The sequence below is a fragment of the Rhizobium sp. 01N447_2 genome (assembly GCF_056399245.1).
The window spans coordinates 1-26,531 of the sequence record NZ_JBFTQY010000053.1; the positions used below are offsets into that span (position 1 = coordinate 1).

Here is a 26,531-nt window from a genome sequence, read left to right on the forward strand (position 1 = left end):
CGCGGCACGCAGCCGGTCATTCCCAACAATCCTACTCGAAAGCGCATGCAGCCCTTCGACCCCATTGCCTACAAGCGCAGGAATATTATTGAACGCACCTTCTGCCGCCTGAAGGATTGGAGGCGCATCGCAACACGATACGACAAGCTYATGATCAACTTCGAGGCAACTTGCTACATCGCTGCTCTCGTCATTTGGTGGGCATGATTGAGTCTGGAGCCTAGGCGGGCGCCGAACGTAGTCGGTTCGCCACCAGCAATGCCGGTGGCTTCGGTGCCGGCAGCGGCGAAGTACCGGCCGTCTGGGCTGAAAGGCGATAGCCTCTCATTCCGCCTTTTTGCTTGATCCCCGCGTCCAGATCGCGGCGGCAAGCAGGATTACCGGTACGCCGGCTGTGGCCCAGAAGGCCTCTACGCCAGCGATCGCGAATGTAGTGGTAACGATTCTTATGGCAACCGCCCCCAGCGCCGCCCCGACAACAGAACCGAAGCCTCCCCGGATAAGAACGCCGCCGACGACGACGGCGGCTAGCGATTCCAGACTGCTATTGGTGCTCATCATCGGTGCGATCCCACCGAGGCGCCCTACAAACACCCATGCGGCTAGCGCCGCGATGAAACCAGCGAGTGCGAAGACGGTAAACCTTACGCGAGCAATCTGAACGCCGGCCAGTCTGGCGCCTTCAGCGTCCTCGCCAACCGAGAAGACGCTGCGCCCCCAGTCGGAACGGCTGAGCAGCCATCCCAGCCCAAGAGCTGTGCCCATCGCCAACAGCGGACCGCCGAGTTTGGCACCGCTGCCGAAGAGCATCAGCAAGTTGAACTCGAAATCGTATGTMTCGATCCCGAGAAAACTCATACTGCCCGTCATCCCAAAGACGATCCCGATCATGATCTGTCCGGTGGCAAGAGTGACCGCGAAGGATGGCATCCGCGTCCACTCAAGCAGCACCGCGTTGAGAATACCGCAGCCAACTCCGGTTCCTAGGCCGGCAAGCAAGGCCACGGAGTCGGGAAAGCCGGACGTACTTGCAAGCACCATGACCGTGCCGGACATCACCATCGTGCCGCCCAGCGAAAGGTCGACTGCGCCCGAAATCACGACACATGCCTGGGCGATCGCGAGCAGGCAGCCGACGGCGGCGCCCATCGCGAGTGAGCGGATTAGCATGGGCGACATCTGGTGGCCGGCTACCAGAAGCATTGCGACAGCTGCCAGTGCAATGAGAATTATGGGCAACGCCGCGCCCTCGAACATCCCGTGGCTAGGTCGCTCGGCGGATGCTGCGCGAAAAGATCCCAGATTTGCGTCTAGCCCTCCCCAGGCGGTCGCAGGGCGGGCCCGGCGGCGCCCATAAAAAAACAGCACTATGATCGCGATGACAATCAACCAATGCCAGAGAGTGAACGAACTCATGGCGTTTCCTTTTGTGTCCGGCCCATGCTGGCGAGCAGGCTGACCGCGATCTGATCGGCAGACCCCCTCGCATATTGAAGCGAGGCGAATATGTAGCCGAGACCCCGCTCTCGTGGGAATTCGGTGAGCGCCCCGGCATAGATCGTCTTATCCAGTGCGTCGGCGAATTTGAGTTCGCGCCGGCAATGTTTCGAGGCGACGTAGCTCGGGCTCAGGAAGACCAGCAGCCCGGCCGATTTCGTAATCATGGTCTCCAGCCGCTCGTCCCATTCCTCGCTAACGGGAATTTGCTCGTCGATCCAGATGCGGCTTCCACTGCCTGTGATCTTGTCGAGAATCGGGCGGATAGCGGCGATGTCCTTGTGCGCATAGCTGACGAAGTAGAAGGGCTCGCCGACATCCACCCCCCCGGGCGCAACCGGCGGCGGCCGTCCCGGACCACCAAAAAAAAGTGGTAGCGGCGAGAGCTGCGGGGGCTCGGCCGGTCGGCTCCCCCGCCGCCACAGCCCTTCGCAGCGAAAGAGCTCCGCGGCGTCGGTATCGCTCCAGTAGGACGTCACGAGCGAAGCGTCGTCCGCAACTGGTTCCTCCCCCAGCAACACGTCCGGGTGGATGTGATTTGCGAACGCCTCCTGTTGAATGTCGCTGAGGGCAACCGGCGGGCGCGAGCGGGGGTCGGCCAAGCCGATATGGCCTGATGCGGCATTCTCGCTGAGCCAATGCCGAAGCCACGCCTTGCCGTCCTCGGAGGTCGAAACAGCTTCCTCGACTTGGCTATCCGTTTTTTCGAGGCTGGCGGCAACGGCCTCCTGGGCATTGGCAACGGAGCGAGGTACATAGGGGTGGCGCCTCAGCGCCGCCGCTGCCTTGCGAGTGCGCGCAATCAGCGCACGGTCGGGTCGCCCCGGCTTGAAAAGCGCCTGGTAGCTTAGCCTGTGTCCCATCTTAACAGCACTTGTCAGCAGAGCCGACAGCCGGTCGAAGATCCGTGCCGTATCGAAAACGAGAAGGCCATCGACCGCAGTCAATGGTGTGGTGTCGAGCCCCCATCGCTCTTCGGGGCCCGCAACATAGGCATTGTTAAACTCTTCAAGATTCGCGGGGCAGGTGACGACGGCGCCCTCCACGCCGTCGAGGCACATTAACGCTCCCATTGCTTGTCGACCGAGGGCGCTGTCAGCAGCCGTGGTCAGTCCGTGCCAGGTAACCGGCGCCCTGTCTGGTCCGACGTCAATGCGCAGAGACGCCGAGCGCGCGGGAAGCTGCAGCCAGAGGGGGGCCACGAAGCAGAAATGATTGAGGAAGAGCGAGCGTGCTGGGTCGCCGTCTTCGTTTGCAGTCAGCATAGGCCATTCAACCTTCGCTACGACATGCCGAAGCTTTTCCAAGTCATTGTCGATCGTTAGAACATACATGCTCGGTCTCCAGCCGAGATATCCACGACTGCAGTGCAGCGCCGGGCCACGTGGCTTTCAGCTGACGCGCCAGCGTCGTTTTTCAGCCTGGAGTCCGTGACGGTCGCGCTTGCTCTGGCGATCATAGCGATCCTTGTCCAAAGCGCTGTCGCGATCGCCGCGCACGATGGTGAAGTCGATCTCCTGATCGATCTTATGCTCCTCCATCGCCGCCTTGACGACGATGGTAACGTGGCGATGCACCACCTCCGTCAGGCTATCGACGTCGATCAGGTCGAACTGGTTTGGCAGATAGATGTCCGACGTCAGGCTCCGATACTCCACGACCTTGCTGCCTTCCCGGCGCGACGAGATCGGCCCCGTTTCCTTCCAGCAAGCCCAATTCACGTAAGAGTCCCAGCCGACGAACAGGTCGCCGCCAAACTGGTAAAGATGGATATGCGCGGTGCTCTGCTCTTTGGAAACGACGATGCGGTCGCGCTCGTCGAAGCCGTTCGGGGTCCGATAGCCGTAGCGTTCCACCTCGGCGACAATAGCGGCGCTGCGCTGCGCCTCCAGCCTTGTGATGAGCTTGTGCCTCAAATCCTCGCCGGCGGCGCCGAGGTCCGGGATGACCGCATGCCAGCCGTCCACACGGATGAGGTAGCGTGGCGGGATCGTTGGTCGGTCAATCACCGATACGGCATGTTTGCGACGCGCCACCACGACGGCCGTGATCAGCAGGGCGGCCGCCGCGAGGAACAGCAGCAGCGCCGTAAAGACTCCCTCGTTGGAATAGGCGGTCGAGAATGTTGAGAATGCGAGGAAGCCGACTATCAGGCCACCGATCCCAAACAGCATCGGGGCGGATATCGAGAAAGCATCCTTGTACGGCTTGGCGATGCGGTTCGAGTGTGGTCCCCGTGCAAAGGGCACCATCGAGACGAGCACAGCCTTTATGGCGTCTCGAAACGGTCTATAGCTGCCGGGTTTTGCGCTGCGGCCGCCGACTGCATACAAAGCCCATTCCACGGCATCGGCTTGCCAGAATTCAGGCCTTTCTGTGATAGAGATTTCCTCGCCGGCTACCTTCGTCCATGCGTTGGTGACGATCGTGTGCTCATGGTAGGGCATCGCTATGAACTGTAGATGAAGTTCGCCCCGCACGCGCGGATCGTCGTCGCTATGGCGGAAGCGTTCTGCAGCGGGCTGCCATGCTTCTAAGCGTATATGTGGCGGATACTGGCCGTTCTGCGACTTGGTAACAAGCGCTCGGATTTGCAGTCGGCCCAAGGCTTCGACGATCGCATCGTAACATCGGTCGCGCATATCGAACGCTCGATTCCACACCGTATCGCTCGATGTGCGGTGAAAGGGTCGGAAGTCACTAATGCTTTGTTCATCGAGCACCGTGCCCGGCATCGCACACCCCCCACCTATCATCGTTCTACGACGAGCCCCGACACTCAATCTGGCATGAAATCTCTGCAAAGGTAAGAGGGTGAAAGCATAAAGATGACGCCTGTCCCGCCAAGCAACGTCAGCTAAGCGCTAGAGACCAGCGCGGCCAGTCCGTCATGGCCTTTGCGAAAGTCGACCGGCTTAGTCTCTACCATGATCCGCACTTGGTTTGATGGAAAGATCATGCCGGGACCGCGCAGGCACGCGCGACGGCGACGATCCGAGCGACTGACGCGCCCTCCTCAACACGAATGGTAACAGAACCTTCCACGATCTCCGGGTGGCTGGCCTCTTTGATCGGCGGCTCCGCAGCAGGTTCGTCAACGACCGCTGCTGCAAACTCTATGCCGGGGGTATTTCGACTGCCCGTGCCCCGCATTCCCCCGCATCGTCATCGACGTGTGCGCCGAGCAGCAGCTTGACCGCGTGTTGGATGATGTGTTCCCGCCGATCGACAACGCGCCGGAAAATGAAATGGCCCAGCAAACGCGTTCGCTGCTCGCCGATGGGCTAAGATGGGCCTCATCCCCTCAAATGAAATGCACATGCTGGAGTTTCTGATGAGGTTGTCATGAGAGAATCGGTCATTTTGCCAACTGGTTGCATCGCGTTAATCCTTGTTGCCAATCTCGCTCCCTTCGACAAACACGTRCATCCGTGTATGCTTAGCCGTCTGGACCAATTTAGGTGTCTCGATGATGGCTGCAGCCCAGGCCCACAAGCCGCCGAACAACGTTGTGCTCTTCAGCGGCCATATGATTGACGCGCCCAATCGCACGGTGCCGCGGTTTCCTCCGAACAAGGAGTCCGTTGCTTCCGTGGCAATTGCAAATACGCTTTCGGAGGTTGGCGTCACCCGGGGTGATATTGCCATTTGCGGCGGAGCGTGTGGTGGCGATTTGCTGTTTGCCGAAGCTTGCCTTGCACGAAACATGGCGCTCGAGCTCAATATACCGTTTGATGAACCCACCTTTTTGGCCAACTCAGTCGATTTCGCCGACGCCGGTTGGCACGACCGCTTTCTCGCCGTTAGATCGAGAGCGACCCTGCATGCTATGTCTCATGAGTTAGGCCCGCTGCCAACTGGCGAAAATCCCTACGAGCGCAATAATCGATGGATGCTTCAGTCCGCAGCTCGCTTTGGCACCGAGAAGATTGTCTTTATTGCTCTGTGGAACGGTGAGGGCGGGGATGGTCCCGGCGGAACGAAACATTTCATGGACGAGGTGCGTGACATGACCGAGCGGATTTATTGGCTGGATACCCGACAATTGTGGGATTGAAGGATCGTTGGCATGCCCGTGTGCTTTATGATTATGCCTTATGGCCGCAAGGCGACTCAGTCCGAGACGGGCTACGGACCGGCTGAGATCGATTTCAACGCGCTGTGGGATCGCGGCTAYGTTCCGACCATCAAAGCGCTCGGCTATGAGCCCGTTCGCGCCGATCAGGACAACGGCGGACTGATTATCAGCCAGATGTTGGAACGGCTTTACTTCGCCGATCTAGTCTTGGCGGACATGACGATTGCGAACGGGAATGTCTATTACGAGGTTGGGATCCGTCACGCGGCGCAAAAGACCGGCTGTGTTCTGCTTGCCGCCGACTGGTCAAAGCAGTTGTTCGACGTCGCGCAGCTGCGGACCGTCCGGTATCCCTTGCCCGAAGGCAACATTACCGACGACACTGCCACGGCCTTCCAGGCGAAGATCAAGAATGGCATCGCATCGCTGCGGGACGGGATTTCGCCAATGCACCAGTCGCTCCCGGGCTACCCAGCGAATGTAGATCCAACCAAGGCCACTACGACAAGGGAGCAGTTGGCAAAGCTTGCGGCGTTTCAAACGCGCGTACGCGCTGTTCGCGCTGCTCCGGCCAAGACGCGAATGCAACTCGCAGAAATCTTGGTCGCAAGCGAGGGAAATCCCCCTGAGAACTATCCGATTGCTCTCGCATTGCTGCTTCTATTGCGTGACAGCGTGGATACGCCGGCGGACTGGAACGTAGTACTCGACTTTGTGCGCAAGCTCCCGAGCAAGTTTACTGACGAACCGCAAATTGAGGAAAATCGCGCATTCGCTGCTGCCCAGGCCGGCAATGACGTCCAAGCTATCGCAGAGCTTGAGATGTTAATTGAGATGACGGGGCCGACGCCAGAACGCCTCGGCCTAATGGGTGGTCGCTATAAGCGCCTGGCCAAAATCGCTCGGTCCGATATGGAAAAGAAGCAGAATTTAGCCAAGGCGATCAACTGCTATGAAAGAGGTATGGAGATCGATCTCAATGGCTACTATTGTTCCAGTAATTTGCCCCGCCTCTACAGAATGCGCGCAAGGCCGGGTGACGAAGAGCGCGCGCAAACTACCGTGCGACTAACGATGGCTGCCTGCGAACGCGCCATGCGGCTGAACGTGGCTGATGAATGGCTGCGACTAACGCTGCTAGCGGCGGCCTTCGACCTCCGCGATCCTGACAAGGCGAACGAACTAGCTGACGATGTGATATCTGAAGGTCAACCGTCGTGGAAAGTGAACAGCGTGCTTGTCGACCTAGAGGTAAGCGTTTCCCAGGTGAGCGACACGGGGCAACGCACGCCGCTTACTGCTGTTATTGATAAAATCAGGGCAGGTTAAGCGATGCGTTGGACGAAAGGTCAGGCCGCATTTTTACCACAGGCACGCTTTTCCTTTCTTTTCCTTCGAAGAATGGGCGAGCTAGCCTTCCTAATTATAAAAGGTTGGGGTCCGACTAACTCGGTGGCAAACGTTTGAACCATACGAACTACCCTTGCAAACTCTGACTTTCATTTTTCTGATAAATAAATAACCACTACTCTTGATCGTTTCAATTGCCTCATTTACTCTCCTAGAGCGAGCATATCAGTATATTTGTGGTATGCAGGCTGGGGGCTGATAGGTATGTCCATTCTCGAATTCGCTGCCAATCGACAGGCAATCTGGTCGGCGACTGCAAATACCCTCAAATTTAAGATCGATTTTGCCCGGAAGACCTCATTCTTYCTTTCCATCTTGGGCGCCCTTGTTGCATCGCTTGCTAGCATGCAGGCTACTGACAACGTCCTTCGCACCGTGCTGATATCAGTGGGAGCAGTGGCGCTGGCCGCTACAGGAATAATTGGTAGCCAGATCCTAACCAGCGAGGGCATTCGCCAGCAAATTCGCGCGCGAGCAGCCTCGGAGGCGCTGAAGCGGGAGGCATTTTTGTATGCCGCTGCTGCCGGTGACTATTCAGACCCCGGTACCCGAGACAACCTGCTGAAGACGGCGTTGGAAAAAATCGAAGCCGAGATAAACGATCTTACACTTTTCCAAGCCAAAGCGCCCGGCCCAGGATCGTCTCCACGAACAAATCTATCTTTTGCAGAGTATCTCGATAAGCGGGTTGACCCGCAAATTAGGTTTTATGACCTAAAATCAGAGAAATATGTCAAGACTTCGAGGGTACTACACGGCATCGAATTCACGCTGGCTTTTGTTGCTGCGATCTTGACTGCGCTCGCTGGCGTCATTGGAAAGGGCGTTTTTGATTTCGCGGCCGTTATCGGCGTGCTGACAACCTGCGCGGCCGCCGTGATGGCTCACCTGCAAGCGTCGCATTATGACAATCTGGTGGTGGGCTACCGCGCTGCTGGTAGGAAGCTAGAAAACCTCAAGGCGACCACTGACGAAACGACGACAACGGTAGCTGCCTTTGCAAAGGCCACCGAGGAGGTCCTCGCGGCGGAAACAAATAGCTGGCAAGCCATGTGGTCAAACAATTCGAAATAGGATCGATCAAACTTAGCGGGGGTGGGAAATGTTTGACGAGGGAGCAGAACAGAAAATTGGCGCTCTAGCAGCGAAAATGCGCGTCGAACCAGCCGCGCTTCTCGCGGTCGCCGAGGTGGAGAGCGCTGGTAAAGCCTTCGATACCGTCGACGGGAAACAAATGCCTCTTATCCGTTGGGAGGGGCACTATTTCTACCGATTGCTGCCGCAATCGCTCAAGAAGACCGCGCTCACAAAAGGTCTGGCTCACCCCAATGCGGGCGGCGTGCCCAACCCAAAATCGCAGCAGGCGCGATACAATCTGTTGGAACGGGCCAAGCAGATTGACGAAGTCGCGGCACTGTCTTCATGCTCCTGGGGGCTTGGCCAGGTCATGGGCGCTCATTGGTCATGGCTGGAGTATCCGAGCGTTCAGTCCCTTGTCGAAGAGGCCTGTTCGGGCATCGTCGGGCAGGTCCAACTGATGTCGAAATTCATCGAGCATTCGAAACTGATTGACGAGCTTCAAGACAGGGACTGGGCCGGGTTCGCTCGTCAATATAATGGTCCAAGCTACAAGAAGATGAGTTACGACACTAAGATGGCGGCTGCATATACGCGCCATAAAGCGGCGGGACCCAGCACGAAACCGGATCTAGAAATTGAGGAAGATACGCCAACCGTCCTGCGCGTCGGCATGTCCGGCGTCGAGATCAGCCAGTTGCAAGAGCAACTGCGCAAGCTCGGCTATACCGTGAACGTCGACGGGGATTTTGGTCCCGCAACGAAGCAGGCAGTCAAGAAGTTCCAGGAAGATCATAGCTTGCTGGCAGACGGGATTGCTGGCCCGCTGACCTGGTCGATTATTGAGCGCCTGCAGGGAACTCCGGAGGAGGCCTAAACCGGGCGACGACCATTTCATACTGAGACAAAGATCAAGAGAAGTCGTCATGTCGCTAATAGAGCGTATCACCCGTCCCGGCAGCAAGAAGCTACTCTCAATCGATGGAGGCGGAATTCGAGGCGTGCTTGCTCTGGAAATTCTTCAACGCATTGAGGATCTGCTGCGACCCGACGGCGATGACGGGCGTTTCCGTCTGGCTCACTATTTCGACTACATTGCAGGTACCAGCACCGGTGGCATTATCGCGGCTGGCCTCTCTATGGGAATGTCCGTAAACGAAATTCTGGAATTCTACGAGACGTGCGGTACCCAGATGTTTGTTCGCGCGAATCTCCTCGAACGATTACGATACAAATTCGATTCCGAGCCGCTGGCATTGAAGCTGATGGAAGTGTTCGGAGGCGACACGACGCTCGGCTCGAGCAAATTGCAGACATTGCTGCTTTTGGTGATGCGCAATGCGAGCACCGACTCACCGTGGCCGTTGTCGAATAATCCCTACGGCAAATATAACGATCCGACGCGCTTCGACAACAATAGCAAAATTCCGCTCTGGCAACTTGTGCGGGCCAGCACGGCGGCGCCAACGTATTTTCCGCCTGAAGTTATCGTACTGCCGGGCGAGACTGAGGCGCAGGGCAAGCAATTCGTCTTTGTCGACGGCGGCGTCACGATGTACAACAACCCGTCATTCCAGATGTTTCTGATGGCTACGGTCGACAGCTACTGGGCATCCAAACCAGATGCCCGCTGGCAATCGGGAACCAACGAGATGTTGATCGTGTCGGTCGGCACGGGTACGAGCCCCGATGTTCGAGCCGGCCTCGATCCCAGTGACATGAATCTGCTCTTTAATGCGACCGCTATACCCTCGGCGTTGATGTTTGCCGCGTCGAACGAACAGGATCTGCTGTGTCGCGTATTTGGAGATTGTCGCGCGGGTGAATCAATCGATCGTGAGGTCGGCGATCTCTTGGGCAGCGCCGGTCCGTTGGCGAGGGAAACGAAGCTCTTCACCTATGCACGCTATAATGCGGAACTAACCCGCACGGGTCTGGACGCGCTCGGGTTGCCGCATATCAAGCCGGAGATTGTGCAGAAAATGGACGCGATCGACGGTATCTCCGATCTACGCGAGGTCGGCAGAAAGGCCGCAGGCCGGGTGAAGAAGGAACATTTTTCCGGTTTCTGAGCGTCCCATGTCGAGCCGCTCGGGCCGTGAACAGTATAACGTAGCGAGACCTGCCACCCGCACTGGCCGCCTCACGAAGAAGCAGGGAAATCGGCGATCGTATCGCGGTCATCGACGACGCGAGCTGGAGATTGAGAAATGCCAACTGAAGAGGCTGCAGTTTTAAAATGCTTCGTCATTATGGGTTTTGGAGAAAAGACCGACCCGGGAACCGGGCGACTGCTCAACCTTGACGCCACCTACCATAACGTCATCAAACCTGCGGCCCAGGCAGCCGGTTATGCTTGCGTGCGTGCAGATGAGGTACTGCATTCCGGCGTTATCGATATTCCGATGTACGAGATGCTTCTGGACGCCGATCTGGTGGTGGCAGACGTCTCGACATCCAATCTAAACGCAATGTTCGAGCTGGGGGTCAGGTACGCGCTCAAACCGCGCTCGACGATCGTCATCGCCGAAAGCAAATTCAGCAGCCCCTTTGACATCAATCACATCGTGATACGCAAGTATACTCATCTCGGCCCCGACATCGGCTATAGCGAGGTGGGGCGGATGCAACAACAACTGACACTGCTGATGAAAGCAATACAACGATCCAACGCGCCCGATAGCCCGGTCTATTCGCTTCTGTCGTCCCTGAAGCCTCCTACCCAGAAGATAAAACAGGCCTCGTCGCGCTATGCGAAAAGCCTTGTGACTGCGCAGGATGAAACATACGCAGCGCAGTGGCAGGAGGCCATGACAGCTCGMGCTGCCGGGGATTTTGTTAAAGAGAAGGCTACGCTTATTGGTATCTATGAGAGCCAGGCGGCGAAGTCTGGGGAGGACGAGAACGCTGCGAGACCGCGGGTTATCCGCGAGCTTGCTTTCGCGACGTACAAGATCGGCGACAAGGAGCTGGAGACAAACCCATCGGCCGCCGCAGCCGCCTATGAGGAAGCAATCTCACTTCTTCAGATTCTGGAACCCGACCAGACGACTGACCCCGAAACCCTAGGCCTCTGGAGCGGTGTCCACAAGCGTCGTTCAGCCCTGCCCGGACGAGCCGCCGATGATCGCTTGGCGGATCTGGACAGCGCAATCTATGCAGCAGAACGTGGATTTCTCATCCGACAAGATTATTACACAGGAATCAACCTTGCCTATCTCTTCGACGTCYGAGCCAGCATCAGCTCTGGCGAATCCAAGATCGCCGATCGTGTATTCGCCAATCGTGTGCGCCGGCGAGTCGTCGACGCGGCGGAGAAAGCACTCAATTTACTGCCGGAACAGTTTGAAGAGACGCAGGACCGTGGCACTAAGGTTATGACCCTGTATTGGCCGCAAGCCACATTGGCGGAAGCGCTGATCGGGCTCGATGATCCTCGTGGTGAGATAGAATTGGAAAAGGCCAAGCAGATGGCAGCAGCCGATTGGATGGTCGAAACCACGCTGCAGCAAATCGAAGATCTGAAAAGGATGCGCGAGGCGTAAGCTATGGCTCAGCGTATTATTTCAATTTTCCTGTCTACTCCATCCGACGAGATCAAGCAACTGAGGAAAGTCATGACGTTCCGGCGTCGGCTTGAAACGATCGGACTGACGGCAGCCTACCCGACGCGAGCCGAGTTCCGCGAGCGCGCCCGCATCGGGCTGCTGCGTGCCGTCGCGGATCTATTGCGCGATGACATGCCCAGCCGCGAGCTGAACGAGGAAACCGTTGCCTCGCCGGCCCTGAATGAAAATCTTGTTGTCTTGGCAAGGCAATACGACCAGTTACGCTTGGAAATGCAACCCGGCTCGCGGCGGACACGGCGTATGACGGCAATAGTCGAGGACATGAAAGCCGAGGCACCGGCAGCGCAAGGATCGCTGGCTTTCCTGATGTCCGATGACTCTGCGGGCCACCGGCTTGCTGCTATCGCAATACTTCAGGTGTTTCCCAGCCGTCAGCACGTCCCTTGGCTAACCGACAGGCTGGATCCTGAACTGGAAAAGCCGTTCATTGGCTACCAAGCTGCCATGGCACTTCTGCAGGCGGTTCGCAGCCTGCGCTCCGCTAACTGTGAACTGCTGAAATCCGAAATTGCGCGTGCGCACGAACTCGCGTCTCGCAATCCCCACGACCCGCCGAGAATTGCTGCCCTGGAATATGCACTTCGGGAATTGAAGGTGAAGTGTGGCTGACGGAAGGACCGCACTCGGTCCGGCGTGTTGTTGCGAACGGAGCAGAAAATCGGAACGGTAGCTGCAAAATGCGACCCTGCCGCGGCCGCCATCTCCCGTTACCGATCTTCATCCTGCCAGGTTGAGATCACGGCCGATTCCTTGCGGTAGGTGCTGAGATCCACGTCTTCGGACTCGGGGTCATCGCCCTCTCCGCCATGCAGGGCATATCCGTAGCCGCGCGGCAGCGCGGGGGATGCCAGGAACCATTCGAAGCTGCTGTCGAATATCCCTTGCCCGAGAGCCTCAATCGAAAAGACCCCGGAAATCTTCTCGCGCTCAACATGGGCCCGCACCATCTCGTCCACCTTGTGAGTGTGTTCGATATTTTCCTTTTGTTCGTCCTCGGTGAATTCGTACTGCTCCCAAGTTTCGTAACGATTGTCGCACTCCAGAAACGGCACCGCGTTTCTGAAGCAATCCGGCAGGTTCAAAGAAATCTCCAGATTGTGGGAAAATGCGACGCGCGGAATCGTTCGGCCTGTTTCTGGATCGAAGAGCACCCATGAGCTCAAACCCAAGCACAGTGATTCCAGTGAAAAGCCCCGCGCTGTGAAATGGCGTAGCATTTCGTCCGATACCGAGAGGTCGGCATTGCCAGAGTCCCGGCAACGATGGGGAAGCTCCTCCGCCCCCTCGCTGTGCACCGCAATGCCTAAGGAGCGCAGTTCCTGCGCTGAGATTATGATTTTCGGAACAGGCGCATCGTCCTCGGCCTGTGCGTTCGCGAGAAATGCCAGTACCCAGATGCCTACCAATGAGATGACTGCCGGAGAGACGAGAACTCGCTTCATAGCGACCTCCACTGTTTCAACAGCAGGGCTGCGGAAAGGCGCTATAGGCCCAGTTCCGCGCGAACCTGCATTATTAAACTATCTTTTAAATTGCGCTGCTGCAACTCATTGAAGTCTTTCCCGATATCATCCCGCCATTGTTTCAGGATTTTCAATTTGTCCTGGGCATTTTTATTCTCCATTGGCGGCCCGCCAAGGTAAATTGTTCTTGCCTTCTCGCGATCTCCGGCAAACATCAACGCATGGGCATAGTTGAGCCAGACGAATTCGCGGTCCGGCGCAAGCATGGTTGCCGCCTGGCCGGCCCAGACGGCCCGGGAAAAGTTCCGGGCGTTGGTCGCCGACCAGCACAGTGTTCCAAGCGCGCGCCCGACTCTGTCCACCCGGCTGTTCTGGCGATCAGGCGAGATGATGGTGGCTAGCAGATATTGCTCGGCTATTTCCAGGGCGTCGGCTTCCCGATTGAGGTCGAGCATAAGCTCGGTCAACCGGCGGTAAGAGGTTTCGACTTCATTTTGCCAGGCTGGATCTTCCTGCGAGGCGGCAAGCCCTTCCCGGATGGAAAGCGCGCGCCTCAAAGCCGTTATAGCGCTATCGGGATCGGCGGTTTCGCGGAGCTTGGCCATATTTTCCAGCATTGAGGCGGTATCGCGCCTCCACATTGGCGGCGCATCCGCCACTGCTATCGCGGCTTCAAGCTGATTGATGCCCTCCTCATAGCTTTTGATTGCTATATCCTCCTCCCCAAGCTGATCGAGAACGTGGGCACGCCGGTCGAAGCTTGATGCGAGATCGCGTTTCCGCCCCAGATCTTCAGGCGAAAGGGATGAGAACTCCCGCGAAAAGGCGATGTCGCGATCGGCCCAACTCAGCGCTTCCTGGGGATTTTTCATCTCGATCAAGGCATCGACGATCCGTTGCAGAACCACGGACACGGAGCTTCGAACATTCGCCTTCGAAGGAGCGATGGAAAGCACATGTTCATTGATGGAAAGGCTCTCCTGATAAAACGGCAATGCCGCCGCGGGTTGCTTTTGTGCTATCCTCAAATCTCCAAGGCTTGAGAGTGCATCGGCAAGCGCTTCCTGTGATTTCAGCATCTGCGGATGATCGCCCTCAAGCCTGCGAAGCAAAACAATGGCTGCGCCCAGATGCAGATCGGCCTCGGTCGGCTGCTTTTTCAGGAGCCAGGTTCCCATCCTCAGATGCCCGAGGGCCAGCCTCTGCTGCCATTCGGCGGAGTCCGGTGCCTGCGCAGCCTGCTGGTGGGCAATCGACATTGCATTTGCAAGGGCGCTAAGCTCTGCTTCGCCGTCGCCGATCCCCTGCCCGGCATCCGCCAGCCGGTTATAGGCGACGAAGTAACCGACGGGGTCTCGGGCTATTTCAGTTGTGGGTGTCGAGGTTGGCGGAAGGATCGCCAGCGCGGATTTGTACCGCTTGCGTGCTCCGTCAGGATCGCCGTGCTCAAAAAGCACGACGCCTTGCGAAATCAAAAAACTGGCGCGATCCAGTGTTGATCCTGACAGGCTCGCTTCCGGTGCCGGATCCACCGCCTGGTCGACAGAGACTTTGTCTTTTGCCTTCTTCACTTGCAGCGAAAGCGATTGAACGCTTCGATTTCCTGAAGCAACAACCTGGTCGAGAAAGCGCCGCGCGCGATCACGCTGTGTCTCTGCAACGATCCTTGCCCTGTTGGCTTCGATGGCCTGCCAGGCGGCAATCAGAGCAGCAATAGCGAAAACGCTTGCAGCAACGGCGAAGAACCTCTGGCGCTTCGTTTCCTGTCGGGTGTACTCAAAGCCCCGGATCAGCTCTGATATCGTGCTTTCGCTTGGCGCGTCCTCATCGTGTTCGTCAAGAGGCTCGTCCAGTCGAAGCCAATGCTGCTCCACCGCCATAACAGCGAGGGCAGCATCGCCGGCGGCGGCCTCAATGGCGCCATTGATGTTGATGATCACAGGGATCTTGCCATCCGCCAGGGCGACATCGACCTCACGCTTGACCCAAGGCGATTTCAGGGCTCCGGCCCTGCCGACGACGACCAGCTTGCGGCTTCTGCGAACCTGGCGCCGCGTCTCGCGCCTCAGGTCTAGTCCGGCTACATACTCGGTCTGGTCAAGAAAGACCCGAAACCCTCCCTTTTCCAGCCGGCGCTTGAGCTGGCCAGGATAGTTCTTTCCGTCACCATGGTTGTAGGACAGGAAGAAATCGAAGCCGAACACCCAATCGACCAGGCGCGACACGAATGAATCACGATTGAATGTATCGTCCGACACAGTTTGCTACCGGTTGGGAAGAGGCAAGCAAACATAGTCTATATTGGGTTTACTACGAACGTACAAACCCTGCAGCCCTTCCCGGCACGGCTTGGATTCCGAATTGAATTTAGTTCTGGCCCGCTATCGCCGTCCATCGCGGCAACTCAGGAAACAGGGCCTGAAGCATGAGGGCAATCGCTTCCGGGTAGGAACCTGGAGTGCGCGTTACCGTCGGGGGGCTATGCTGTCATGATCTCCGTCGCGACACCGCAGCGAAACAGTATCCCGTTTGTCTGACACTCCCGCAGTGGCAAAGCGTCGGCAAGTGCCATGCGCGCCGCCTCCCGCCGATATGGCCGCCGATGCRTTGGTCGTGTCTCACCATTCTTCCAGGCTGTTTTCAGATTGGCAGCGAAGTTCTGCAGATCGATGACCAATGGCTTCTCAATTTGCGCATTCAGTCCACGACGATCAACCCGGTTCCCTAGCTCTTCCTGTGCCGCGCGGACGCTTGCAAACAAAAGCACTGGGTCCCGCTGTTTCCAGCAATGCCCGTAGCCGCTCTTTAACCGCTTCGGTCACATCGGAATGCGCAAGAACACGGGCGGCCGGCGGGACGGGAGGATGATAGCGCTTGATCACACGGCCACCGGTGCGCGCCTTCTCCTGCAGCTCGAAGGGCAGCCGTCGCATCCATGCCAACAAACCGGCCGTAGCCCACCAGGCGACGCACGATGGCGCCGTTCTTTTGCTCCACATGCGCCTGATCGTTCTTTCGATAAGCGCGAGAGCGCGTCACTTCCAAACCCTCGCTGCGGCACCAGGAGACGACAAATGCGTTCATGAACGCACTGTCGTTGTCGAAGTCGACGCCCAACAGCGGAAAGGGAAACCGCGAGCTGGCCTGTTTCATCGCCACGATCACATTACCGCTGTCACGTGTGCGGACCGGGACGCACTCGGTCCAGCCTGTGGCAATATCGGTCAGCACCATCGTCTGCAGGAAGCTTCCCGACGAAGACGTGCCGGAACCCGCGGGAGCCGTGCGATTGGCGGAGATGCTCGCGATATCTGCGGTGAGCGCCTTGGCCGCTTCACCGCTTGAAAGGCCGATCAGCGTCTTGTTCTTGGCTCTCAGGGAACGCAAACTCAGATGGATCGATGCCGTTAAGCGAAGATCGCCGACCCTTACGTAATAGCCTGCTTCGTCTGGATGGAACTGGGGGACTGCGGAACGTAGTTCAGTAGTTGTGATACGACTGTGCGCTTCGCATTCGCGAGATGGTCAAGAGCCTCCGAACTCATATTGCCCGTCGAAGGCCTGATCATCTATTTGAGAGTCCGCGACACTAGTGGAGTTACAGGAAAATAAGATCGGTGCAAATCAGGATAGCCCGAGGCAACTGCGCAAACTTGCATCACTGCTCTGCCCCGGTCAGTATACACGCATAACGTTACATTTTAAGCGGCCACATGTTATGTTACAATTTAAATTGCACGTTTTAGTTAAGCATTGCAGAAAAGCCTGCGCCTTGGCGCCCTCTCTTATTGAACTATTCGACTCGAAGAAGACCTCATCCATGTGATTCCCCGTGCAACCACTTGTGGGCATAAGCGAACCACTACGCCCCGATTGGCGCTTGCAGGATAGCTACCAAAACTTGTATAAGCAATACATGTTATAATCGTTTCTGGTGCACGACGTGACTTTACTTTTGTTGGAGCGGGGCGAGGAGAATGTCGATGAGCGAGGTGGGTGTTTTTATATCGTACAATCATAAGGACAAGAAAATTGCAGATGCGGTTGTGGAAACGCTGGCTGCGTTGTCGCAGGAGCTGAAGGTCTTCATCGACCACGCGGGCCTTGAGGGGGGCGATGAGTATGAGCCAAAGCTCTCAGACTCCATTCGTAGATCCCAGTGGTTCGTCATCATCTCAAGCGGCCTGGGAAACGTTGAAAGAGATATGAACTGGTGCTTCTACGAAGCCGGCCAGTTTAGGGCAAAGCTGGAAGCGACAAACCAGCTAAATGCGATCCGCGACAGGCTGTGCTATTTCTACGATGGGAAGCCCCCGAGCCAGCTAAGTCGATATCAGGGTACGAGGGTTGCACTCACTGACCGCAACGACAACAAACTGAATGTTACGCAAGAAGCCGAAGATTCACTCAACTACGAAAATACGGATTTATTTGATTTTTTATGTTTGTTGCTGACGAAATCAACGGATCATGCGGTCCGGAATATCAATGATCAGGGTATTCGTAAACTGATGCGTACGGGTGTCCGAAGGATCACTCACGTATTCTTTTCGGATAGGCCAGATAACATTACTGCTGAAGATGTGTTTCAGCCTCGGATTAAATTCACAATTCCCTCATCAGGAACGACTGGCAGTCTCGAGGGTCTCAGCCCAACCACCAAGATCGATGGGGAATACAATATTCTCCCCGTTATATTCGGTATTTCCGGCACCAGCACGACGTGGGCTGACATAAAGAGCGCAGCATGCAATATGAACTGCGATGAGCCGATGCCATTGTGGGTCGACGATCTAGAAACGGCTTCCCGCGAAGTTGCAAGAGGCAAGATACCCACTCAGACTGAGTTTCTCTGTCTCGGTCTTGACAAGCAATTCTATCGCCCGGTTTTCGCGCGCAATATAATCTACAACTCTGGAAAAATGGATTCGTACGTAGCTTTTATTCCGTCGCGGGATCGACGGTTTGACGTTAATTTCCGCTCATCTCTGCTTCTCAGCGCGCTTATCTTGACGATCCGATTTCGCCAACGCGTTTTGCCTTTGGTAGACGAGATCACCGACAATCTTGCGGCTGCGGGGGAAATTAAGGCGGAACTGCTGCTACGGCTGCAGAAAACCATTGTGATCGTTGAGGCGGAGGCTCGCGAGTTCGGCCTTCTGCCACCCAAGGATGCGAATGATGACCCGCCGTTGCTCAACGGTTTCCGCGACGGTGCCGATAAATCGGCACTTCGCGATGAAATCAAGAAATGGTCGAAAACCAGAGCTTTGATCTTCGACAAGATTGCTGCCGCCGAGGCTCCTGGTAAGGATGTTACTTGGTCAGACGCTGCCGTTGAAGTTTCGAACACATTTTTCGGCATGAAGCAAACGAACAGTGGGTTTTTGCAAACACTTTGCAATGAGTTGCTTTATATCGAGAAAGATTAATTGACGTCCATGAATGGACCGCTCGGCATTTATCGCGTGTACGTCGTGAATTAAATGCCGAAGTTGCGGCCGTCAACTCCTTCTTGCTCTTAGATCGTGGCCACCAAGGCAAGGGCGCTCCTCCAAACAATGAGCGTACCAGGCAAAGGCGCGTCCGCGCCGGCGCCAGTTCGCGCACGGCTTGACCGGTTAAAAGGGCAGCCGCAGGAGGGTTAGCAAAGCGCCGCTCGCAACGAGCGGAACCGGGGACCGACTGCCCCCGGCAAGCCGTTCCGCTTGGGGCGACACCCGTGGCGCCCCCCCTCGCCTCACCTCACCGGCCGTGCCAATGAGCGGGCGATATCGACAATGTCATCGCGCGAGGCGGTTGGGTCATCCTTGCTCCAGGCGACCCCAAGCCCGATCCTGAAGTCGATGCCTCTGACCGCTTTCAACTCGAAGGCCCGGTTCGGCAAGCCTTCGGTCCATTCCGGCGCAAAGCCGATGCCAAGCCCGGCCGAGACCAGCGACACCAGCGAATAGGTGTCGTCGCAACTATAGACGATGTTGCGGGTCAGATCGTATTCCTCGAACTTCTCGTTGAAGTACCGCTCTGTGTAGGAGAGGTTCTTGCGATTAAAGGCGATGATCTTCTCCGAGCGCAGGTCGTCGATGGAAATCTCCGCCTGCTCCGCCAGCCGGTTGCTCCTCGCCACCGCCAGCAGATAACGCTCATGGGCGATCGACGAGAAGCGCAACGAGCCGATGTTTTCCACTGGCCGGATGAAGCCGAGATTGATCTGGCCGTTTTCCAGGCCGCGGATGATGTCGCCGGTATTGCCGCTTGAGATATGGATGCGGATATCCGGGTACTTGCGGGCGATCTTTGCCAGAAACGCCGGCAGCACGCCGGTGGTGGCCGGATAGACGGTGCCGATCCTGATCTGCCGGATCGTCTTGCCGGCCACCGCCCTGGTGATCTCGGCGGACAGATCGACCTCGCTCAGGATCCCGACGCAGCGTTCGTGGAAGATCTCCCCTGCCCGCGTCAGTTCCACCCGTCTGGTCGAGCGGATGAACAGCGGGCAGCCGAGTTCGCGCTCCAGCGCCTGCACATGGTTGCTGAGCGCCGGCTGGGCGATGCGCACCTTGGCGGCCGCCCGGCCGAAATGCAGTTCCTCGGCCACCGCGACGAAGTAGGAGAGCTGGCGTAGTTCCAATTGCGCGTCTCCTCATCAGTCCGAGCGCCACCGAACGCTCGATCGCTAAGCGCGGACGACAATTCTAATATGTAGAATATATCCGATGGATTAATGTGATGCAAGATGGTGCCCATGAGACATGGACACTCGCGCACGCATAGCTTGGAACCTGCGAAATCTCCGAGTCTCGCAGAAAATCACACAGGAGAACCTCGCTGTGGACGCCCAGGTGGATCGCACTGTCATCAGCGATTTGGAGAGAGGCCAGCACAATGCCTCCATTGATCTCATCGATCGCCTCGCTGCCGCGCTGTCAATTGACATTTCTGTGTTTTTCTCTGAACCGCCGCCGTCCGCAGGCAAGCCAGAGCCAATGAGGGCCGGAAGAAAGCCAAAGGCGTGATCTCTCCTCCAGGGCGATTCGCCGAGCGTCGTTTTTCAAATAGTCTCAGACTCTATCTTCGTAACCGGTGTTCCGCTCCCACTTTGTCTTCGCCGCCGTGATCTGCGATCGGCTTTCCATGGATGAGTAACGGGAGTTTCTCCATGGAGCGTACATTGGAGTTTCTCACGACCAGGAAGTCTGGACGTGAGCCGCATCGGAATTGGCCAGACGACGTCAAGGCGCAGATTGTTTCAGAGAGCCTTCGCCCAGGCGCGATGGTCAATGAAGTCGCAGAGCGACACGGCCTGAAGCCGAACCACCTGTCGACTTGGCGAACGATGGCACGGCAGGGCAAGCTGGTTCTGCCAGCACCCGAAGATGCCCTAGAGTTCGCAGCGGTGCTTGTCGAGCCACCGGTATCGGAGCCGCCAATCAAGAAAGCCAGTCGTCCGGAGATTATTGTCGGCGCTGTCACCATTCGCCTGGAAGAAGGCGCATCCGCCGCCCGGATCGCCGCTGTCGCGCGTGCTTGTGCGGTTCCGGCATGATCTTTCCATCGAACCGGGTTCGGATCATGGTGGCGACCAAGCCTGTCGATTTCCGCAAAGGTCACGACGGGCTGGCGGCGCTGGTCAAGAACGAGTTGCACAAGGACCCGTTCACAGGAACAGTCTTCGTGTTCCGGTCACGCAAGGCGGATCGGTTAAAGCTGATCTACTGGGATGGCAGCGGGCTGGTAATGGCCTACAAGCGGCTGGAGGAGCATACGTTTACTTGGCCAGATATCCGGGATGGTCTGATGACCTTGGGACATGCACAGTTCGAAGCGCTGTTTGCGGGCCTCGATTGGCGGCGTGTCCGGTCCGTTGAGACAAGGGCGACCATCGCCTCGCTCATCGAAACCGCAAAACTCAATGACGTTGAACCGCTTGGTTATCTCGCCGACGTGCTCACCAAAATAGTCAATGGCCATCCCAACAGCCAGCTCGAAGAGTTGTTGCCGTGGTCATACAGGACCGATAAAATGCTCCCAATAGAAGAACAGACGTGGAGCATGCCATGACAGAGCAGAGCATCTCGTGGGAGCAGGACGGCATCGACACCGGCTGGTTCTTTGCGAAAAATATCGGCTCAGTGAGAAGCAGCACCAGTTATCGATCTGGAGGCTGGTGGTTCCTTCCAAAGTGGCTACCTGACACGGCAGAAAACGATATCGGTCCTTTCAAAAGCAAAACTGCCGCGTTGGCAGAAGCAGAAAGGCTAGCTGCTCAGCAGCTCACAAAATAGCTGGAGGCATCGACGTCTGCTCCCGTGGCCCCACAACAGCGCTTACGTTGAAGCCGGCCAGCGGGCAATTCCAAATCGAATACCGCGCAGGCAAAGCCTTTCGCCGAGGCCATCGAAGTCACGCCATCTCCCACGAGGACTGCGGAACGCGGCAGGGATATAGATCCAGAGGGCCCGAATAAGGGCCAATTTGGCGGCAAGGCGGAGGCAGACGGGAGGTGCCTGAGGGTGATTCGGAGACCTGGGGGTATTAACCGCCAGACGCTGATGTTCGATCTTGTTGTTGATCAGACCGATGCCAAAGCGCTTGAGGGCGACGTTACGTTCTATCTGCATCCGACCTTAGCAGAACCCGTCTATGTGGTCCGCGCAACTGACGGCAGGACGACCCTGGAGGACTGCCATGCCTATGGCGCGTTCACGGTGGGGATCAGTGCGGACCGAGGAAAGACCAAACTTGAACTGGACATCGCAACAGACGAAAAACTGCCCGCATGGTTTAGGCGTCGCTAAGTTGCCGCGCCTCGCGGCAGCAGCCCCTAGCGACTTCGCGCTTCTCAGGGAATTCAGTTAGTAAGACGGGATGCTACTGTGACTGGCTTTCAACTATACCAATTATGCAATTAAACGCTGCTTCCCACCTTGCATCTGTGTTTTTCGCAATGTTCAACGAAACGAGGGTCACCTCAACCGGCGAAAGCAGCCTTCTCGCGAAGCTTTACATTCGTGATCCATCCAATCACCTTCTCCTTTGAGTCGCCGGTGCTCGTAACAAAGACGTCCTCGCACCCCATGCCCGATTTGCCTGACTCGTTCTGGCCCTTCATTGCAATCTGCACATCCAGAAGCGTAGCAGTCTGCGGCACGAAGGCGACCGCACTTTGCAGGGTCATACCAGCGGGGAGCGACTTGGCCAAATCGCCGAGTGTTGCGTCCTCGACAGTGGGTACGCGGCCTGGAGGCGGTGACGGTGGAGGCCCGACCGGCTTCACCGCCAGCTTCACCAGATATTCGTTGATCGTGCTTAAATGCAGGACTCCGAGGCCGACGCCACCCTTGTCGAAGATCGGCATGCGCTTGTAGCCCTTCGCCGCCATCGGCGCGACGAACGCGGTCTGAAGTACCGTTGCGTCGAAATCGTTGGGATCTAGTTCTACCTTTAAGGCGCTTGACGCGTCGATCATCACGCCGGGATCGGTCACCTTGATGGCAGCAAGCTGCTCGTTTTGCGACATGCCGAAAGATTTCTGCGCTTGCGCACTGGCGGATTCGAAATTGTCGCGGGCGAAATAGAACGCGATCACGGCTCCAACCCACGCCCCCACCAGCGCCAAGATGCCGGTGACAAGTTTGTCGAAAATGTTGACCAACGGAGTGAGTTCAGGCTTCCCGAAGGCCCACACCCCAAGGCCTATGCTTGAGACAACGAGAGCTCCGCCTATCACGCAAACTGCACCGCCCATAACCAGCCGGGAAAGCTTGCCACGCTCCTCCGCCAGTTTGATAAGATAGTCGCCGGACGTGTCACTCATTGTAGGCGTCCCCCTTGGTGTAGACCAGCGACAACGCTGTATTCTGTGCTACAGAGCGCCAGAGTCGTTGCAATACGATATTGCTCGGATCAGGCCACGAAACGACTAAGAGAGTAACTCAGGCTACCCCCTGCCTTTTCGTGAGAGCTTGCGTGCATCCCTTTTGCAGTATCCTCATCTTTGCTCGCGCGCCCGAAAAATCTAAGCTCGAATAAAGGACGTTTTTAGTCTCTCTGTTTCGAAACTTGACCTTCGTTCGGCTGGCAAAAGTATCACCCATGTCCCGCACATGTAGAAAACTACTTGTGTTACGAAGGACGTCAAGGTCAATTGTCACGTACTGACAATTTTATATCTACAACTTAGCTTACACAAAAATTTTACATTGTACAAGACGTGCAACAAAGGAAAACACATCTTGAAGTAACCGCTAAGATTCCGTATTGATGGCGTGTGGCACGCAGTGAAACTTTTAGCGGAGAGAATATAGAGCAACCGCGCAGGGCAAAAGCGCGAGCGCAGCCACCCACTTCGCTAGACCACAACGCATTAAGGGGAGGATAGCTAAGTGCAAATAGCGGCACGAAGAATATCGTCTATTTTCGCCATAATGGTTTTCATATTGGCGATGTCTGGATGCATGTCGATTGTAGCGCCCTACGACAGTACCTTCGATCAATACCTTAACAAATTTTCCGAGGATACTGCTAAGTTTACGGCAGCTGCAAAAGCGGGTGGCCCGGAGCGCATCTACAAATCAAGGGAAACCGTCGAATATTATGCCGCATCATATAACGTTTTAGACCGGCTTTCACAGCGAGCCGCTAAGACGCGAGCCCCAGCCCCTTGCCCAGGCAGCAAAGGGTTATTGGCTTTTTCACAACTCCCATCCAGCGTAAGCCCGCTGCCTCAGGATTACCAAAGCTTCGACTGCCGAGAGTATCAGCTGTACGGCGTTCGGTACTATCTGGACCAGTTGAACTATGGGCATAGGAATGACGGAATATTGAAGCCCGGCGAGGCTCAGAATTACGGCGGACAACTACAAAACGCGATTCTTGGGGCAATTTCGACGTTTGCTCTTACTAAGTGAGTGTACGCACCACAGGAGCAGAGGAGGATTCGATGTCAGATTTGAGCTCAACTGTTAGCAGTCTATCGAAGGCCATTATAGGCGAAGCAACAAAGATTGGGGGAGATTTGTGGTCGAAAATCCAGCAGGCTTCTAAGTTCTATGTAAGAGCATACACGCAGGCCCTTATCGATGCAGCCGGCGGCGTAGCTATGGGAGACATGACGCCTGAAGAAGGTGTAAATTCGGCGAAAGCCGCAGCTTTCTTCTTTCACATGATGGTCGCACAGGCAACGGAAGCCACTCTGGCTGCCATTCAGAAGTTCTTTAATGCTGTGATCGACACTTTGAAAGTCGGAATCAACGCCGCATTGCCATTTCCTATCCTTTGACTGCGCAGCACCATGACGGGAGCGGCTAAATGAGAATAGATGAGGCATATATTCATTTGAACATTATCAGGGACTACATCCCTGAAGGCAACTCGAACAGGCCCGGCACCAAGCTTTCGCCGAGCATGATCACAATTCATAACACAGACAACGATCAGCCGGGGGCTAATGCGGCAGCGCACGCCAAGTATCAGAAAGGTGCGGACGCGAGGGGACGCCAGGTCTCCTGGCACTTCACTGTCGATGATGGACCGGTTTACCAGAGTTTGCCGATCAATGAGGTCGGCTGGCATGCAGGATCTCACACAGGGAATGCGTCCAGTATAGGCATCGAGATTTGCATGAACCCTGAGCTCGACACGCAGGTCGCGTACGACAGGGCCGCTCTTTTGACGGCGGTTCTCGCGTATCAAAGTCGCATCGCTGTACCTAAAGGAATCGTCCAACATCACTATTGGACCGGCAAAAACTGTCCCCGCGTGTTGCGAGGGCGGACCGGGGGCTGGGAAGCCTTTCTCATAAAGGTGACTCAGTACGCGCGGGACCTAAAAGACATTGCCGCGCCTGACCTAGTGGTTGCAGACGATCATCACGAACACGGAGGAGGCAATGCTTCACCGGGAGGTTTGGCGAGCAACGATCAAGTGGTGATTGCAAGCGGTGGCCTCCGTCTGCGCAGCGGTCCGGGAACGGAGTTTGACGTTACATCTTCACTTCCATTTGGTGCGAGAGTTGCTGTTCTTTCTCGGATCGGAGACTGGGCTCAGGTTGATGCAACGAGAGACGGCGGCGCGGACGGGTTTGTGCACGCATCGTTCCTCCGACCCGTTTAAGATGGCGAAGTGTCGATCGAAACCCTAGAATGCACTGGAGAAGTCATGGCCGGTAGATCAGATCAGTGTCCGGGTGAGCGATGAGCGGCGCAAATGAACCTCGCAAACTTTGGTCGACACTTGTTGTGACCTGCCTGTCTGCCGGGATCGGCTGGAGCGGGGCAGCACTTGGACAGGCAGCCGATTCGCAGCCTTGGAAGGTCAGCGGAAAGCTGATCGGCAAATCGAAGAATTTCGACGGATCCGACAGCAAGAAATCTAAGGACGTCAGCGGTATCGCGTGCGCAGCGAGTTCGGGGTACCCACGCGTTTGCCTCGTGGCTGACGACGAGACCCAAGGTGCGCAGATCGTGATTCTAGAGGACGGAAAGCTGATTGCCGGCGATTTCGTCCGACTGATCGACGACAGCTTCGCTAACACGCCGCTTGAACTCGACGGAGAGGGTGTAGCCTACGCCGACGGCTTCTACTATGTCATCGGTTCGCATGGCCGACCGCGTCACGAAGATGGCAAAGAGGACTCGGCCGAGATCAATGCGCGGGTTAAGGCGAGCAGCCGGATCTTCCGTATTCGTTTTGCGTCCGATTCCATCGACACCAAGACCGGTAAGCTCGTTGGCCAGCCTGAATTGGCGTCTTCGCAGCTGCTGACCAAAATTATCAGGCTGATGCCTGAGCTGCAGCCCTTCGTTGACAAGCCCCTAGAGGAGAATGGTCTCACCATCGAGGGCCTGGCAGTGCGGGAAGGCACCCTGTACGCGGGATTCCGGGGGCCGATCCTAACAGATCACCGGGCCGCCATTTTGTCCGTGCCGCTGGGCGTGCTGTTCGACAGTAAGACGGGAGACGCGACTCTGCTAAGGCCCGAGTTGAAGGTCGACACCTTCGGCCATCCACGTGGCGTTCGCGATCTTCTTACCTTCGAAGGAAAGTTGCTCGTTCTCGCGGGTCCGGAGAACGATCCGACCAAGGGCCATCCCATTCAACTGGGGGATTATGCGGTCTTTTCGTACGACCAGAAGGCCAACAAACTCGTTGATCTCAAAGGGTATGGCAGTGAGGTCAAGCCAGAGGCACTGCTGCCACTGAGCGCGAGCGATGGCAAACTACGCGCCCTTTTGTGGTTCGATGGGCCGGACGCAGGTCAGCCCACACCTATCGAGATCGATCTTAAATAGACGGCGGGACCACCGTTGGTTTTGATTGCCACCGAGAATTCTGCGCGCAATGCCACTGACGCGAAACACAAAGTCAAAATAAGAG

26 protein-coding genes are annotated in these 26,531 nt (G+C 56.6%); 18 read left to right on the forward strand and 8 right to left on the reverse strand.

Features of this window, described 5'->3' with window-relative positions:
• The coding region (locus AC1ECN_RS27265) for a transposase (protein WP_477954674.1) at positions 1–207 on the forward strand (207 nt) is incomplete at its 5' end.
• A gap of 117 nt (positions 208–324) precedes the next feature.
• Here AC1ECN_RS27265 and AC1ECN_RS27270 read toward each other — a convergent pair.
• From AC1ECN_RS27270 to AC1ECN_RS27280, 3 genes are all read right to left on the reverse strand, one after another.
• Positions 325–1,416 (reverse strand): ABC transporter permease, encoded by a 1,092-nt coding sequence (locus tag AC1ECN_RS27270; protein ID WP_477954675.1) that lies wholly within the window; start codon positions 1,414–1,416, stop codon positions 325–327.
• On the reverse strand, positions 1,413–2,558 hold the full coding sequence (locus AC1ECN_RS27275) for a toll/interleukin-1 receptor domain-containing protein (RefSeq protein WP_477954676.1): 1,146 nt from the start codon (positions 2,556–2,558) through the stop codon (positions 1,413–1,415). The genes AC1ECN_RS27270 and AC1ECN_RS27275 overlap by 4 nt, the downstream gene beginning before the upstream one ends.
• A gap of 330 nt (positions 2,559–2,888) precedes the next feature.
• Positions 2,889–4,232 (reverse strand): hypothetical protein, encoded by a 1,344-nt coding sequence (locus tag AC1ECN_RS27280; protein WP_477954678.1) that lies wholly within the window; start codon positions 4,230–4,232, stop codon positions 2,889–2,891.
• Between the two features lie 737 nt (positions 4,233–4,969).
• Between AC1ECN_RS27280 and AC1ECN_RS27285 the strand changes: the two genes are divergently transcribed.
• The 7 genes from AC1ECN_RS27285 (at position 4,970) to AC1ECN_RS27315 (ending at position 12,300) form a co-directional block, all read left to right on the forward strand.
• The gene (locus AC1ECN_RS27285; RefSeq protein WP_477954680.1) at positions 4,970–5,554 is read left to right on the forward strand and encodes a hypothetical protein; all 585 of its coding nucleotides are present in this window, start codon (positions 4,970–4,972) and stop codon (positions 5,552–5,554) included.
• A gap of 12 nt (positions 5,555–5,566) precedes the next feature.
• Complete coding sequence (locus tag AC1ECN_RS27290) at positions 5,567–6,904, forward strand: TRAFs-binding domain-containing protein (RefSeq protein ID WP_477954682.1); 1,338 nt, start codon at positions 5,567–5,569, stop codon at positions 6,902–6,904.
• Positions 6,905–7,189: 285 nt separating this feature from the next.
• On the forward strand, positions 7,190–8,059 hold the full coding sequence (locus tag AC1ECN_RS27295; RefSeq protein WP_477954684.1) for a DUF4231 domain-containing protein: 870 nt from the start codon (positions 7,190–7,192) through the stop codon (positions 8,057–8,059).
• 28 nt (positions 8,060–8,087) lie between these two features.
• A complete protein-coding gene (locus tag AC1ECN_RS27300; RefSeq protein WP_477954686.1) occupies positions 8,088–8,939 on the forward strand; it encodes an N-acetylmuramidase domain-containing protein in 852 nt (283 codons plus the stop codon).
• Between the two features lie 49 nt (positions 8,940–8,988).
• The gene (locus AC1ECN_RS27305) at positions 8,989–10,134 is read left to right on the forward strand and encodes a patatin-like phospholipase family protein (protein ID WP_477954688.1); all 1,146 of its coding nucleotides are present in this window, start codon (positions 8,989–8,991) and stop codon (positions 10,132–10,134) included.
• A 138-nt stretch (positions 10,135–10,272) separates the two neighbouring features.
• Positions 10,273–11,607, forward strand: a complete 1,335-nt coding sequence (locus AC1ECN_RS27310; protein WP_477954690.1) for a tetratricopeptide repeat-containing protein — start codon at positions 10,273–10,275, stop codon at positions 11,605–11,607.
• A 3-nt stretch (positions 11,608–11,610) separates the two neighbouring features.
• Entirely contained in the window at positions 11,611–12,300 is a 690-nt protein-coding gene (locus AC1ECN_RS27315; RefSeq protein ID WP_477954692.1) for a hypothetical protein, read from the forward strand.
• Positions 12,301–12,398: 98 nt separating this feature from the next.
• Here AC1ECN_RS27315 and AC1ECN_RS27320 read toward each other — a convergent pair whose 3' ends face one another.
• The 3 genes from AC1ECN_RS27320 to AC1ECN_RS27330 all read right to left on the reverse strand — a co-directional run bounded on the left by AC1ECN_RS27320 (position 12,399) and on the right by AC1ECN_RS27330 (position 16,541).
• Positions 12,399–13,133, reverse strand: coding sequence for a hypothetical protein (locus AC1ECN_RS27320; RefSeq protein WP_477954694.1), 735 nt, complete (start codon positions 13,131–13,133; stop codon positions 12,399–12,401).
• Between the two features lie 41 nt (positions 13,134–13,174).
• Complete coding sequence (locus AC1ECN_RS27325) at positions 13,175–15,412, reverse strand: TIR domain-containing protein (protein ID WP_477954696.1); 2,238 nt, start codon at positions 15,410–15,412, stop codon at positions 13,175–13,177.
• Positions 15,413–15,959: 547 nt separating this feature from the next.
• Positions 15,960–16,541 (reverse strand): hypothetical protein, encoded by a 582-nt coding sequence (locus AC1ECN_RS27330; RefSeq protein ID WP_477954698.1) that lies wholly within the window; start codon positions 16,539–16,541, stop codon positions 15,960–15,962.
• A 596-nt stretch (positions 16,542–17,137) separates the two neighbouring features.
• On the opposite strand from AC1ECN_RS27330, the gene AC1ECN_RS27335 reads away from it, so the two are divergent.
• On the forward strand, positions 17,138–18,586 hold the full coding sequence (locus AC1ECN_RS27335; protein ID WP_477954700.1) for a toll/interleukin-1 receptor domain-containing protein: 1,449 nt from the start codon (positions 17,138–17,140) through the stop codon (positions 18,584–18,586).
• Between the two features lie 308 nt (positions 18,587–18,894).
• Here the strand turns inward: AC1ECN_RS27335 and AC1ECN_RS27340 are convergent, their stop codons facing one another.
• Complete coding sequence (locus tag AC1ECN_RS27340) at positions 18,895–19,785, reverse strand: LysR family transcriptional regulator (protein WP_477954702.1); 891 nt, start codon at positions 19,783–19,785, stop codon at positions 18,895–18,897.
• A gap of 121 nt (positions 19,786–19,906) precedes the next feature.
• Here AC1ECN_RS27340 and AC1ECN_RS27345 point away from each other — a divergent pair, with 121 nt between their 5' ends.
• The 5 genes from AC1ECN_RS27345 (at position 19,907) to AC1ECN_RS27365 (ending at position 21,952) form a co-directional block, all read left to right on the forward strand.
• Positions 19,907–20,170: a helix-turn-helix domain-containing protein gene (locus AC1ECN_RS27345; protein ID WP_477954704.1), complete on the forward strand. Its 264-nt coding sequence runs from the start codon at positions 19,907–19,909 to the stop codon at positions 20,168–20,170.
• A gap of 143 nt (positions 20,171–20,313) precedes the next feature.
• On the forward strand, positions 20,314–20,700 hold the full coding sequence (gene tnpA / locus AC1ECN_RS27350) for an IS66-like element accessory protein TnpA (protein ID WP_477954706.1): 387 nt from the start codon (positions 20,314–20,316) through the stop codon (positions 20,698–20,700).
• A 26-nt stretch (positions 20,701–20,726) separates the two neighbouring features.
• Positions 20,727–21,215 carry an IS66 family insertion sequence element accessory protein TnpB gene (gene tnpB / locus AC1ECN_RS27355; protein ID WP_477954708.1) on the forward strand — a complete coding sequence of 163 codons (489 nt, stop codon included), beginning with the start codon at positions 20,727–20,729 and terminating at the stop codon, positions 21,213–21,215.
• Positions 21,212–21,439, forward strand: coding sequence for a hypothetical protein (locus AC1ECN_RS27360; RefSeq protein ID WP_064697618.1), 228 nt, complete (start codon positions 21,212–21,214; stop codon positions 21,437–21,439). The genes tnpB and AC1ECN_RS27360 overlap by 4 nt, the downstream gene beginning before the upstream one ends.
• 267 nt (positions 21,440–21,706) lie before the next feature.
• On the forward strand, positions 21,707–21,952 hold the full coding sequence (locus AC1ECN_RS27365; RefSeq protein ID WP_477954710.1) for a pYEATS domain-containing protein: 246 nt from the start codon (positions 21,707–21,709) through the stop codon (positions 21,950–21,952).
• A gap of 173 nt (positions 21,953–22,125) precedes the next feature.
• On the opposite strand, the gene AC1ECN_RS27370 is transcribed toward AC1ECN_RS27365, so the two are convergent.
• Entirely contained in the window at positions 22,126–22,971 is an 846-nt protein-coding gene (locus tag AC1ECN_RS27370; RefSeq protein ID WP_477954712.1) for a hypothetical protein, read from the reverse strand.
• 568 nt (positions 22,972–23,539) lie between these two features.
• On the opposite strand from AC1ECN_RS27370, the gene AC1ECN_RS27375 reads away from it, so the two are divergent.
• From AC1ECN_RS27375 to AC1ECN_RS27390, 4 genes are all read left to right on the forward strand, one after another.
• Positions 23,540–24,064, forward strand: a complete 525-nt coding sequence (locus tag AC1ECN_RS27375; protein WP_477954713.1) for a hypothetical protein — start codon at positions 23,540–23,542, stop codon at positions 24,062–24,064.
• 32 nt (positions 24,065–24,096) lie between these two features.
• Positions 24,097–24,435 carry a hypothetical protein gene (locus AC1ECN_RS27380; protein WP_477954715.1) on the forward strand — a complete coding sequence of 113 codons (339 nt, stop codon included), beginning with the start codon at positions 24,097–24,099 and terminating at the stop codon, positions 24,433–24,435.
• Positions 24,436–24,464: 29 nt separating this feature from the next.
• On the forward strand, positions 24,465–25,268 hold the full coding sequence (locus AC1ECN_RS27385) for an N-acetylmuramoyl-L-alanine amidase (protein ID WP_477954717.1): 804 nt from the start codon (positions 24,465–24,467) through the stop codon (positions 25,266–25,268).
• Between the two features lie 80 nt (positions 25,269–25,348).
• Positions 25,349–26,446 (forward strand): DUF3616 domain-containing protein, encoded by a 1,098-nt coding sequence (locus tag AC1ECN_RS27390; RefSeq protein ID WP_477954718.1) that lies wholly within the window; start codon positions 25,349–25,351, stop codon positions 26,444–26,446.
• The last annotated feature ends 85 nt before the right edge of the window (positions 26,447–26,531 follow it).